Source organism: Raineyella antarctica, assembly GCF_900092135.1.
GTDB classification, from domain to species: domain Bacteria; phylum Actinomycetota; class Actinomycetes; order Propionibacteriales; family Propionibacteriaceae; genus Raineyella; species Raineyella antarctica.
On the sequence record NZ_FMYF01000009.1, the window covers coordinates 62,955 to 75,498 of the forward strand.

Consider the following 12,544-nt stretch of genomic DNA (forward strand, 5'->3'; position numbering starts at 1 on the left):
CCGGCCCTCTCCCGTATCGACAAGGATGTCTTCCATGGCCCAGAAATTCACCGCCCTGCACGCCGAGCACGAGCGCCTCGGCGCTTCCTTCACCGACTTCGGCGGCTGGCAGATGCCGCTGAAGTACAAGTCCGAGCTCGCCGAGCACCGGGCCGTCCGCGAGGCCGCCGGCCTGTTCGACCTGTCCCACATGGGCGAGGTCCGGGTCACCGGACCGCAGGCCGGCGCGTACCTCGACTACGCGCTGGTCGGCAAGCTCTCGGCGATCGCGGTCGGCAAGGCGAAGTACTCGCTGATCTGCCAGCCCGACGGCGGGATCATCGACGACCTGATCGTGTACCGGCTCGGCGACGAGGACTACATGGTGGTCCCCAACGCCGGCAACGCGCCGACGGTCGTGGCCGAGCTCACCGAGCGTGCGGCGGGCTTCGACGTGAGCGTGGAGGACGTCTCCGGGCAGACCTCCCTGGTCGCGGTCCAGGGCCCCCGGGCCGCCGAGATCATGCGCAAGCTGCTCAGCGCCGAGGACGGGGACCTGGTCACCGGACTGAAGTACTACTCGGCCACCAGGGCCACGGTCACCGGCCACGACGCCCTGGTCGCCCGGACCGGCTACACCGGCGAGGATGGCTTCGAGCTGTTCGTCGCGAACGAGGACGCCGCGGCCGTGTGGGCCGCGGCGGAGGCTGCCGGTGAGGAGTACGGGATGATCCCGTGCGGCCTGGCCTGCCGCGACTCGCTGCGCCTGGAGGCCGGCATGCCGCTGTACGGCAACGAGCTCTCCCGCGACGGCTCCCCGTACGAGGCCGGCCTGGGCGGTGTCGTCGCGCTGTCCAAGGAGGGCGACTTCGTCGGCCGCGCCGCCCTGCAGCAGAAGAAGGACGCGGGCGTCGGCACCACCACCGGCCAGCGGCTCGTCGGCCTGAAGGGCCTGGGCCGTCGCGCGGCCCGTTCGCACTACCCCGTGCTCAGCGAGGGCACCCAGATCGGCGAGGTGACCTCCGGCCAGCCGAGCCCGACGCTGGGCCACCCGATCGCGCTCGCGTACGTCGCGGTCGGGTGCTCCGAGCCCGGCACGCAGCTGGATGTCGACCTGCGTGGAAAGCCCGAGGCGTTCGAGGTCGTCGCACTACCGTTCTACAAGCGACAGAAGTAAGCCCTCGTCCCGCGGGCCCCCGCGGGCGGACCGAACCAGGCGTGCGGTGTGACCGCCGTACGTCCACGAGCACAGGAGCATCCCATGAGCAATGTCAAGACCGGCCTCCGCTACTCCGAGGACCACGAGTGGCTCGACACCGACGCCACGCCCGCCAAGGTGGGCGTCTCCGCCATCGCCGCCGACTCCCTCGGTGACGTGGTCCACCTCGAGCTGCCCGAGGTGGGCGCCGAGCTGACCGCCGGCGTGGCCTGTGGCGAGATCGAGTCGACCAAGAGCGTCACCGACCTGTATGCGCCGGTGACCGGCACCGTCGTCGCGATCAACGACGAGGTCGTCGACAACCCGGCCCTGGTCAACGAGGACCCGTACGGTGCCGGCTGGCTGTTCTCCGTCGAGGTCACCTCCGAGGGCCCGCTGCTGTCGGCCGAGGACTACGCCGCCAAGAACGGTGGCGACCTATGAGCACCGCGCAGGCGCTGCAGTTCGAGCAGGTCCGTTCTGCCTCCCTCGACGCGGACATCGCCACCCTCGATCCCGAGGTCGCCGCCTCGATCGACGCCGAGCTGGCCCGCCAGCGCAGCGGCCTGGAGATGATCGCCTCGGAGAACCACACCGCGTACGCGGTGATGCAGGCCCAGGGGTCGGTGCTCACCAACAAGTACGCCGAGGGCTACCCCGGACGCCGGTACTACGGCGGCTGCGAGCATGTCGACGTGATCGAGCAGCTGGCGATCGACCGGGTCAAGGCCCTCTTCGGGGCCGAGTACGCCAATGTCCAGCCGCACTCCGGCGCCCAGGCGAACGCCTCGGTCATGCACGCCCTGATCAAGCCGGGCGACACGATCATGGGCCTGAACCTGGCCCACGGCGGCCACCTGACGCACGGCATGAAGATCAACTTCTCCGGCCGGCTCTACAACGTCATCCCCTACCAGGTGCGGGAGGACGACCACCGGATCGATATGGCCGAGGTCGAGCGCCTGGCCCAGGAGCACAAGCCGCAGCTGATCGTGGCCGGCTGGTCCGCGTACGCCCGCCAGCTCGACTTCGCCGAGTTCCGCCGGATCGCGGACGAGGTCGGTGCCTACCTGATGGTGGACATGGCGCACTTCGCCGGCCTGGTCGCCGCCGGTCTGCACCCGAGCCCGGTCCCGTACGCCCACGTCACCACGTCCACCACGCACAAGACCCTCGCCGGTCCGCGCGGCGGGATCATCCTGACCAACGACGCGGCCCTCGCCAAGAAGATCAACTCCGCGGTGTTCCCCGGCCAGCAGGGCGGCCCGCTCGAGCACGTCATCGCCGGCAAGGCCGTCGCCTTCAAGGTCGCGGCCTCCCCGGAGTTCCGCGAGCGTATGGAGCGGGTCCTCTCCGGGGCGAAGATCCTGGCCGAGCGGCTGACCCGGGACGACGTCAGCGCGAAGGGCATCGGCGTGGTCTCCGGCGGCACCGACGTGCACCTGGTGCTCGTCGACCTGCGCAACGCCGACCTCGACGGCCAGCAGGCGGAGGACCGCCTCGCGGCGATCGACATCACCGTCAACCGCAACGCCGTCCCGTTCGACCCGCGCCCGCCCATGGTCACCTCCGGCCTGCGGATCGGCACCCCGGCCCTCGCCACCCGCGGGTTCGGTGAGGCGGCGTTCCGCGAGGTCGCCGACATCATCGCCGAGGCGCTGGTCGCCGGACCGGACGACGACCTGACCGCGCTCAAGGACCGCGTCGAGGTCCTCGCCGCGGCCCACCCGCTCTACCCGGGCATCGCCAACCTCTCGTAGGCGACGTATCGGCTATTCAACAAAGAAGGGATCCGGCATGGCTGTCGGCGTCTTCGACCTCTTCTCGATCGGCATCGGCCCCTCGAGTTCCCACACCGTGGGGCCCATGCGGGCGGCAGCGGTCTACGCAGGTGAGCTGCGCGAACGGGGTCTGCTGGACGACGTCGATTCCCTGCGCGTCGACCTGTACGGCTCGCTCGCCGCGACCGGCCGGGGCCACGGGACCTTCACGGCAGTGCTCCTCGGGCTCGAAGGGTTCGAGCCCGAGGAGATCCTTCCCGAGCAGGTCGAGGAGCGGCTCTCGTCCATGGCCGAGACCGGCCTGCTCAACCTCGCCGGTGGGCGCGAGCTCGCCTACCGGGTCGAGGACATCGTCCTGCATCCCCTCACCGTCCTGCCGAGGCACTCGAACGGGATGCGCTTCCAGGTCTCGGCCAGCGACGGGAGCGTCCTGCACGAGGCGACCTTCTTCTCCGTGGGTGGCGGTTTCATCGTCCGGGAGGGCGAGGAGCAGGTCGCCCAGAAGGAGCTCGAGGAGTCGCGGAAGGAACTGCCGTTCCCGTTCCGTACGGCCGCCGAACTCCTCGGCCGCTGTGCCTCGAAGGGGCTCTCCACCAGCGACATCATGCTCCTGAACGAGAAGGCCTCCCGCCCGGAGGCGGACATCCGGGCGGGACTGCTGCACATCTGGCGCGTCATGGAGGACTGTGTCGCGGCGAGCCTGCAGCGGGAGGGTTTCCTCCCCGGCGGGCTCAAGGTCCGCCGTCGTGCGCCCGACTGGTACCGGCGTCTCCTTGAGCTGGACAAGGACCGCGACCCCCGGTACTGGCAGGAATGGGTGAACCTGATCGCCCTCGCCGTCAACGAGGAGAATGCCTCCGGGGGCCGGGTGGTCACGGCACCGACCAACGGGGCGGCGGGAATCATCCCGGCGGTCCTCTACTACGCGCTCAACTACGGCCCGGGGATGCAGGGCGCGACGCAGGAGGCCAGGGACGACGTCGTCGTGCGCTTCCTGCTCACCGCCGGTGCCGTCGGGGTGCTGTACAAGGAGCAGGCCTCGATCTCCGGCGCCGAGGTGGGCTGCCAGGGCGAGGTTGGCTCCGCAGCGTCCATGGCCGCTGCCGCACTCGCCGAGGTGATGGGTGGGAACCCCGCCCAGGTCGAGAACGCGGCCGAGATCGCCATGGAGCACAACCTCGGCCTCACCTGTGACCCGATCGGGGGCCTGGTGCAGGTCCCCTGCATCGAGCGCAACGCGATCGCCGCGAGCGAGGCGATCAACGCGGCGAAGATGGCCGTCTGGGGTGACGGCTCCCACAAGGTTTCCCTCGACGAGGTGATCGTGACCATGCGCGAGACCGGCAAGGACATGAGCAGCAAGTACAAGGAGACGGCCATGGGGGGCCTGGCCGTCAACGTCCCCGAATGCTGACCCCCGAACGGGAAGGAACCCGACGATGACGATCGCGCCCGAGGGCCGTCGCCTGCTGCGGATCGAGCAGCGCAACGCCGAGACCCCTGTCCAGCGCAAGCCGGAATGGATGAAGGCCAAGCTCCACCTGGGGCCGGAATTCGTCCACACCAGCAAGCAGGTCAAGAGGGACGGCCTGCACACGGTGTGCGAGGAGGCCGGCTGCCCCAACATCTACGAGTGCTGGGAGGACAAGGAGGCCACCTTCCTGATCGGCGGCTCGCAGTGCACCCGCCGCTGCGACTTCTGCCAGATCGACACCGGCCGGCCCGCACCGCTGGACCGGACCGAGCCGCTCAGCGTCGCCGAGTCGGTCCGGTCGATGGGCCTGCGGTACGCGACGGTCACCGGCGTGGCGCGCGACGACCTGCCGGACGAGGGCGCCTGGCTGTACGCCGAGACGATCCGCCGGATCCACGAGCTCAACCCGGGCACCGGCGTGGAAATCCTGATCCCCGACTTCTCCGGCCGGCCCGAGCACATCACAGCCATCTGCGAGGCCGCCCCCGAGGTCTTCGCCCACAACCTGGAGACCGTGCCGCGCCTGGTCAAGCGGATCCGCCCGGGCTTCCGGTACGAGCGCTCGCTCGACGTCCTCACCCAGGGCCACGACCAGGGCATGGTGACCAAGTCGAACCTGATCCTCGGGATGGGCGAGACCCGCGAGGAGGTCTCGGAGACGATGCGCGACCTGTATGCGGCGGGTTGCGACCTGCTGACGATCACCCAGTACCTGCGCCCCTCCGAGCTACACCACCCGGTCGACCGCTGGGTGCGCCCCGAGGAGTTCCTCGAGCTCTCCCAGGAGGCCGAGGAGATCGGCTTCCTCGGCGTGATGAGCGGGCCCCTGGTCCGTTCCTCCTACCGGGCCGGCCGGCTCTGGGCCACGGCGATGCGCAGGAAGGGCCGGGAGATCCCCGCCCAGCTGGCGCACATCGAGTCCTCCGGCAGCACCCGCCAGGAGGCCGCGACGATCCTGGCCGCGCGGCAGGCCTGACCGTACGTTCAGCGGGCCGTACGGCTGTGCTCAGAAGCCCGCCCACTCCGTGACGCGGGCGGTGAGGCCGGCGTCCTGCGGGACGGGAGCGCCGTCGAGCTCGAGCACCGGGCAGACGCCGCGGACGGTCGACACCAGCCAGGTGCCGAGACAGGTGGACAGGTCGCCCGGGCGCAGCAACTCCTCGGACGTCCGCCAGCCGGCGGCCCAGGCGGCGGCCATCGCGGTCGCGACGGTGACCGACTCCAGCACGCCGGTCGCTCCGGTGGGCACCGCCACCAGCTCCTGCTCCCGGGCGACCAGCAGCCCGGAGGTCGGCCCCTCCAGCAGGTACCCGTCGGTGGAGACGAACAGCACGTCGTCCGCGCCGCGGGCCGTCGCCTCGCGCTTGGCCGCCACGTTCACCCCGTACGACAGGGTCTTGGCGCCTCCCAGCAGCCACGGTGCGGTGGCGAAGACGTCGGAGCGGTAGCCCCGGTCCAGGGTCACCACCCGCAGCCCGCTACGTGCCCGTTCCTGGGCCGCGCCGTCCACCACGGTCAGCAGCAGCAGGCCGGTCGGGGCGCCGGACAGGTGGGCGGGGCCGCGGGTCAGGATGAGCTTCAGGCTGGCCTCGCCCGGCTCGGGCCACGCCGCGAGGGCAGTGGCGACAAGTTTGCGCCAGGCCGCCAGGTCGGGGACAGGCAGGTCGAGGAGCTCGGCGGAGCGTGCGAAGCGCGCCAGGTGCTCGTCCAGGTGGAGGGCGCGGGCCGAGGACCCGTCGTGCACCACCCGACAGGTGTCGAAGCACCCGTCGCCGCGGGTCAGGCCGGCATCATCGGCGTACAGGACGGGGGTCTCGGGATCGACGACCCCTCGCCCCAGCACGGCGACCAGCTGCGCGTTCATCCCACCAGCGTAGGTGGGGGCGTGGGTGGACGGCTGGCGATCGGACCCGTGGGTCGATCGTGGCGCCTTCTCAGGGCAGCAGGTCGGCCTTCTTCCACTGCACGGCCAGGTCCCGCGCGCTGGGCTGCCCGGCCTGGGGGTCGGCGCCGGCGCGCAGCAGCCGCTCCACGATCGTGGCCTGCCCCCGATACAGGGCAGCGCCCAGGGCCGTACGTCCCCGCTGCGGGTCGACGTAGTGGACGCTGGCGCCGTGCTGGAGCAGCAGTTCGACGGTGGAGAGGTTGCCGTGGGCCGAGGCATGCATCAGCAGGGAGGACTGCCTGCGGTCGACGGTGTCGGCGGAGGCACCCGCGTTCAGCTCGGCGGCCAGGTCCCCGGTGCGGCCCTCGATGGCCATCTCCGTGAGCTCCTCCGGGCCGGCGACGGGCGTGGAACGTTCAGTCATGGTCCTTCACGCTAGTCGCGCCGTTCCCGGTCCCGGATCGAGTTGGCGCTTCTTGGCTCGAGGGGGGCGCGGCTGACATTCGGCGTGAAGGACGGAGGGCACCGGCTCTCGTGGCCCGCCCCAGCGGCTGCTACGCGTGGCCCTCGGGATTGCGGGGGGTGTACGGGGCCACCAGCTCGACCAGTTCCTCGTCGGTCAGGCGGAGGTCGATCGCGGCGATCGCGTCATCGAGGTGAGAGGGCTTGGTGACGCCGACGATGGGCGAGGTCACGGCGTGCTGGGCCATCACCCAGGCCAGCGCCACCTGTGCCATCGAGACCCCATGGTTCTCGGCGACGCGCTGGACCACACCGATCACGGCCGCATCGGAGTCCTCGTTGTTGGAGTACATGCCGCCGCGCACCAGCCGGTCGGTGTCCTGGCGCGGGGTGTGGGTGCCCAGCGGGTGGGTCAGCTTGCCGCGGGCCATCGGGGACCAGGGCAGGATGCCGACGCCCTGGTCGACGCAGAACGGATGCATCTCGCGCTCCTCCTCGCGCATCAGCAGGTTGTAGTGGTCCTGCATCGACACGAACCGGGTCCAGCCGTTCAGGTCGGCGGTGTACTGCATCATCGCGAACTGCCAGGCCCACATGGAGGAGGCGCCGATGTAGCGGGCCTTGCCGGCCTTGACCACGTCGTGCAGCGCCTCCATCGTCTCCTCCACCGGCGTCTCCGGGTCGAAGCGGTGGATCTGGTAGAGGTCGACGTAGTCGGTGCCGAGCCGGGACAGGCTCGCGTCGATGGCGGCCATGATGTGCTTGCGGGACAGGCCACGGTCGTACGGGCCCTCGCTCATCGGGAAGAAGACCTTGGTGGCGACCACCACGTTCTCGCGCCGGGTCATGTCGGCCAGCGCCTTGCCGAGGATCTCCTCGCTGCGCCCGGTCGCGTACATGTCGGCCGTGTCGAAGGTGGTCAGGCCGGCGTCCAGGGCCGTACGGATGACCTCGCGGCTGTCGTCCTCGCCGAGCGCCCACTTCTGCGGGCCCTCGCCGGGAGTGCCGAAACTCATGCAGCCGATGGTGATCGGGCTGACCTTCAGTCCCGAGTTGCCCAGGCGGATCTGGTCCATGGTGTGTGCCTCCGTGTGTACGTCGATGTCCGAGTCGTCGCGGCGCGGGAGTGACCGGGATGGCCGGGACGTTTCGGATCCTGTTCGGAGCCTAGCGAGGACCGGTCCGGCGCGGAGGGCCCGGGAGGAGGAAGGCACCCCTTGCCTATATACCCCCTGGGGGTATGCTGATGGCGAGGAAAGGACCTGCGATGCCTGCTCACTCTGATGCCAGCTTCACCGTCACCACTGTCACCGACCCGGTGTGCGGTATGACGATCGATCCGTCCATGGCGGCTGGCCACGCCGACCACGGCGGCCGGACCTACTACTTCTGCTCCGAGAAGTGCCTGCACACGTTCGAGGCAGACCCCGGCGCGTACGCCACCCCGGCCGAGGGTCATGACCACGCCCTCCATGGCGATGCGGGCCACCACAACGCCGACCACGCCGACCACCGCCGGCGACGCGCGGCCGCCGCCGCCGACCAGAGCCAGGTCGAGTACACCTGCCCGATGCACCCCGAGATCCGTCAGCTGGGCCCGGGGTCCTGCCCCAAGTGCGGCATGGCGCTCGAGCCCGTCGTGATGACCGCCGACTCCGGACCGAACCCCGAGCTGGCCGACATGACGCGCCGCTTCTGGATCTCCTCGGCGCTGGCGCTACTGGTCGTGCTGCTCTCGATGATCGTCCCCTTCATCCCGGCGGCGCGCGATGCGATCCCGCTGGGAGCCTCGCAGTGGATCCAGTTCGTTCTCGCCACCCCGATCGTGGTGTGGGCCGCCGCGCCGTTCTTCGCCCGTGGAGCCCGCTCGCTGGTCACCCGCGAGCTGAACATGTTCACCCTGATCGCCATGGGCGTGGGGGCCGCGTACGTGTTCAGCGTCGTCGCGCTGCTCGCCCCCGGCATCTTCCCCGCCTCGTTCCGCCACGAGGGCCGGGTGGAGGTCTACTTCGAGGCCGCCTCGGTCATCGTCGCCCTGGTCGCGCTCGGCCAGGTGCTGGAACTGCGCGCCCGGGAACGTACGTCCGGGGCGATCAAGGCTCTGCTGGACCTCGCCCCCGCCACGGCGCGCAGGATCCGCGAGGACGGCGCCGAGGAGCAGGTCGGCCTGGACGAGCTGCAGGTCGGCGACCGGGTCCGGGTCCGTCCCGGTGACAAGGTCGCCGTCGACGGCACCGTCGAGTCGGGCAGCTCCCACGTGGACGAGTCGCTGGTGACCGGTGAGTCCCTGCCGGTGTCGAAGTCGGCAGGCGACCGCGTCGTCGGCGGCACGATCAACGGCAGCGGTTCCCTCGTCGTCCGGGCGGAGAAGCTCGGCGCAGACTCGATGCTGGCGCGGATCGTCGACATGGTCGCCCAGGCGCAGCGCTCCCGCGCCCCGATCCAGGGGCTGGTGGACAAGGTCGCGGCGATCTTCGTCCCGGCGGTGATCGGGATCGCGATCGTGGCGTTCCTGGTCTGGACCTTCGTCGGGCCGATGCCCCGCGTCCCGCACGCCCTGGTCGCCGCCGTCTCGGTGCTGATCATCGCCTGCCCCTGCGCCCTCGGACTGGCCACTCCGATGTCGATCATGGTCGGTGTCGGTCGCGGCGCGCGCTCCGGCGTGCTGGTCAGGGATGCCGAGGCGCTCCAGGTGATGGAGACCATCGACACCATCGTCGTCGACAAGACCGGCACCCTGACCGAGGGACGCCCGACCGTCACCCGGATCGTCGCGCTGGACGGCGCCGACGAGCAGCGGGCCCTCCGGCTGGCCGCCGCTGTCGAGCAGGGTTCCGAACACCCGCTCGGCCAGGCCGTCGTCTCCGCAGCGAAGGACGCAGGGCTGGCGCTGCCCGAGGTGCACGACTTCACCTCCGAGGCGGGCGGTGGGGTGCGAGGCACCGTGGACGGCCACGCCGTCCTGGTCGGCAACTCCTCGTACGTCCTGGGCGAGGCCACCGACGCCGACCGGATCGAGGCGCGGGCCGACGAGCTGCGCGCCGACGGGGCCACCGCCATCCACCTGTCGGTCGACGGCAACCCGTACGCCGTGCTGGCGATCGCCGACCCGGTGAAGGAGACCACACCGGAGGCCCTGGCCGGCCTGCGCGAGGCCGGGATCCGCGTGGTGATGCTGACCGGTGACAACCGGACCACCGCCGAGGCGGTCGCCCGCCGGCTCGGTATCGACGAGGTCCGCGCCGAGGTGCTGCCCGAGCACAAGAGCGAGGTCGTCCAGCAGCTGACGGCCGAGGGCCGCAAGGTCGCGATGGCCGGCGACGGCGTCAACGACGCCCCCGCGCTGGCCGCTGCCGCGGTCGGCATCGCGATGGGCACCGGCACCGACGTGGCGATCGAGAGCGCCGGGATCACCCTGCTGAAGGGCGACCTGACCGGGATCGTCCGGGCCCGCAACCTGTCGCACGCGACGATGCGTAACATCCGGCAGAACCTGGTCTTCGCGTTCATCTACAACGTGATCGGCATCCCGATCGCTGCGGGTGTGCTCTATCCGGCCTTCGGGCTGCTGCTGTCCCCGATGATCGCGGCCGCCGCGATGGCACTGTCCTCGGTGAGCGTGATCAGCAACGCGTCGCGGCTGCGTACGGTGAAGATCTGAGCCGTCGGGAGGTGCGCCGAGGCACTGCCACTACCCCTCTCGCCAATGGGGGCACTGACAGTGCCTCCCGGCCGCGGGTGGGGTGTGGTGGGCTGGTCGCATGTTTGGAGCTGTGATTCATGCACCCGGTGACGTCCGCTACGAGGAGCGTCCCGATCCCACGATTCTCGAGCCGACGGACGCCATCGTTCGTACGGTCGCCGCCTGCGTGTGCGGGTCGGACCTGTGGCGCTACCGCGGTATCTCATCGGTGCCCGCACCGACCCCGATCGGGCACGAGTTCTGCGGTGTCGTCGAGGCCGTCGGGGACGCGGTGACGACGGTGAACGTCGGCGACTTCGTGGTCGGCGGCTTCAACCCCTCGGACAACACCTGCCCGGTCTGCCGCAAGGGCGCCCACGCCAACTGCCTGAACGGCGCCCACTACGAGGGGTGCCAGGCGGACATGATCCGGGTGCCGTGGGCCGACGGCACCCTGCTGGCCACCCCGCAACGGCCTGCGGATGACCTGGTCCCCAGCATCCTGGCCCTGTCGGACGTCATGTGTACCGGCTGGCACGCGGCAGTCAGCGCCGGCGTCGGCCCGGGAACGAGCGTGGCCGTGGTGGGGGACGGGGCGGTCGGCCTGTGCGCGGTGCTCGCCTCGGTCCAGCTCGGCGCGCAGACCGTGATCGCGATGAGCCGACACGCGGATCGCCAGCAGGTGGCCCGCGAGTTCGGTGCCACCCATGTCGTCGCCGAGCGTGACGAGGCGGGCATCGCCAGGATCAAGGAGCTCACCGAGGGCATCGGCGCCGACTGCGTCCTGGAGTGCGTGGGCACCGAGGCGGCCCGGAGCCAGGCGGTCGGGTGCGTCCGGTCCGGCGGGAACATCGGGTTGGTCGGTGTCCCGCACGGAGAGCTGCCCGTGAACGACCTGTTCTGGCGCAACGTGGGGATCAAGGGCGGCCCCGCCCATTGCCGGGCCTACCTGCCGCACCTCCTGGACCTGGTCCTCTCCCGGACGATCAACCCCGGCCGGGTCTTCGACCTCGAGCTGCCGCTGTCCGAGATCGGCGAGGCGTACGCGGCGATGGATGAGCGCCGCGCCATCAAGACCCTGGTCCGGCCGTGAGCCCCCTGACGGTCCTGGCCGTCGGTGCGTCCGGCAGCATCGGACGCCACGTCGTCGCCCAGGACCTCGAGGTAGCTGGCCCCGGCCCCATCCGGGACCGGGGCCAGCGGTGGCTCGGGGATCAGCCAGCCATCGTGGCCGCGGGCATCGCTGCTGCGTTCTCGATGGGTGCCTCGGCCCGCTCGTGCAGCAGCAGCCAGGCGTACGCCACGAACCCGCAGACCAGCAGGGCGTTGGAGACGACCGAGCCGACCTCCTCCAGTCCGACGCTGCCCAGGAGGGCGTCGGTGACCCCCGCCAGTCCGACCGCGACCGCCGCCCAGCGGGGGCCGACACCACCGCGCCACAGCCCGAGCCCGAGCAGGAGCGCGCCGGCCGCCATCAGGTAGTGCCCGGCCAGCAGCGGGATGACGATCGTCGTCTCGTGGGTCATCCGTTCGAACAGGGCCACCATCGCCACCCGATCCATCGCCGGATCTGCCATCGCCACGAACATGACGTTCAGCCCGACGAGGGCGACGTTCGCGACCAGTCCGTAGTAGAGCAGGGCGAGGCCCGCGTCGGCGATGGCCGTGCCGCGGCGCATCGGCCGGGAGAGCAGGCCGAACAGCCCCGGTACGAAGAGCAGCGAGGACAGCAGGGTCGCTGCCAGACCCATCGTCGCGGTGGGCCCGGCCGCCGCGAGGGCGTCGAGCAGTTCCCCCGGCGTGCCGTCGCTCTGCGGGGTCAGGAACTCGGCGGTGGTGAACAGCAGCGGGGCGAGCACGAGGCAGGCGGCTGCGATGCGGCGCCGGCCCGGGCTGAGGAACGAACGGTTCATGGCAGGATCCCTCCGTGATCGTCGGGTGCGCGGATCGCTCCCGGCATGTTCGACGCTACGGATCGGCCGGCCCCGCGGGCACCGGGCGGGCCACCGGCCCGACCACCGTGCAGGAGGGGGTGCCGGGGGCGGTTCTCCGCCATCGGCGCGGAGGTTTTCCGCCTTCCCCG

General features: G+C 71.0%; 11 protein-coding genes. 7 read left to right on the forward strand and 4 right to left on the reverse strand.

Annotated features, from left to right (window positions below; translation table 11 throughout):
- The first annotated feature begins 34 nt into the window (after positions 1-34).
- The 5 genes from gcvT (at position 35) to lipA (ending at position 5,408) form a co-directional block, all read left to right on the forward strand.
- On the forward strand, positions 35-1,156 hold the full coding sequence (gene gcvT / locus GA0111570_RS13015; RefSeq protein ID WP_092612036.1) for a glycine cleavage system aminomethyltransferase GcvT: 1,122 nt from the start codon (positions 35-37) through the stop codon (positions 1,154-1,156).
- Between the two features lie 84 nt (positions 1,157-1,240).
- Positions 1,241-1,621 (forward strand): glycine cleavage system protein GcvH, encoded by a 381-nt coding sequence (gene gcvH / locus GA0111570_RS13020; RefSeq protein WP_092612039.1) that lies wholly within the window; start codon positions 1,241-1,243, stop codon positions 1,619-1,621.
- Positions 1,618-2,937: a serine hydroxymethyltransferase gene (glyA, locus tag GA0111570_RS13025; RefSeq protein WP_092612042.1), complete on the forward strand. Its 1,320-nt coding sequence runs from the start codon at positions 1,618-1,620 to the stop codon at positions 2,935-2,937. The genes gcvH and glyA overlap by 4 nt, the downstream gene beginning before the upstream one ends.
- A 37-nt stretch (positions 2,938-2,974) precedes the next feature.
- Positions 2,975-4,372, forward strand: a complete 1,398-nt coding sequence (locus GA0111570_RS13030) for an L-serine ammonia-lyase (RefSeq protein WP_092612045.1) — start codon at positions 2,975-2,977, stop codon at positions 4,370-4,372.
- 25 nt (positions 4,373-4,397) lie between these two features.
- Positions 4,398-5,408: a lipoyl synthase gene (gene lipA / locus GA0111570_RS13035; protein ID WP_092612048.1), complete on the forward strand. Its 1,011-nt coding sequence runs from the start codon at positions 4,398-4,400 to the stop codon at positions 5,406-5,408.
- 30 nt (positions 5,409-5,438) lie between these two features.
- On the opposite strand, the gene GA0111570_RS13040 is transcribed toward lipA, so the two are convergent.
- From GA0111570_RS13040 to GA0111570_RS13050, 3 genes are all read right to left on the reverse strand, one after another.
- A complete protein-coding gene (locus tag GA0111570_RS13040) occupies positions 5,439-6,296 on the reverse strand; it encodes an aminodeoxychorismate lyase (protein WP_092612051.1) in 858 nt (285 codons plus the stop codon).
- Between the two features lie 70 nt (positions 6,297-6,366).
- On the reverse strand, positions 6,367-6,741 hold the full coding sequence (locus GA0111570_RS13045) for an ankyrin repeat domain-containing protein (protein ID WP_092612054.1): 375 nt from the start codon (positions 6,739-6,741) through the stop codon (positions 6,367-6,369).
- A 130-nt stretch (positions 6,742-6,871) separates the two neighbouring features.
- Positions 6,872-7,855 carry an aldo/keto reductase gene (locus tag GA0111570_RS13050; protein ID WP_092612057.1) on the reverse strand — a complete coding sequence of 328 codons (984 nt, stop codon included), beginning with the start codon at positions 7,853-7,855 and terminating at the stop codon, positions 6,872-6,874.
- 191 nt (positions 7,856-8,046) lie between these two features.
- Here GA0111570_RS13050 and GA0111570_RS13055 point away from each other — a divergent pair, with 191 nt between their 5' ends.
- Positions 8,047-10,440 carry a heavy metal translocating P-type ATPase gene (locus GA0111570_RS13055; protein WP_245703200.1) on the forward strand — a complete coding sequence of 798 codons (2,394 nt, stop codon included), beginning with the start codon at positions 8,047-8,049 and terminating at the stop codon, positions 10,438-10,440.
- Positions 10,441-10,540: 100 nt separating this feature from the next.
- Positions 10,541-11,554 carry a zinc-dependent alcohol dehydrogenase family protein gene (locus GA0111570_RS13060; protein ID WP_092612063.1) on the forward strand — a complete coding sequence of 338 codons (1,014 nt, stop codon included), beginning with the start codon at positions 10,541-10,543 and terminating at the stop codon, positions 11,552-11,554.
- A 121-nt stretch (positions 11,555-11,675) separates the two neighbouring features.
- Here the strand turns inward: GA0111570_RS13060 and GA0111570_RS17405 are convergent, their stop codons facing one another.
- A complete protein-coding gene (locus GA0111570_RS17405; RefSeq protein ID WP_175557485.1) occupies positions 11,676-12,374 on the reverse strand; it encodes a hypothetical protein in 699 nt (232 codons plus the stop codon).
- Positions 12,375-12,544 lie beyond the last annotated feature (170 nt).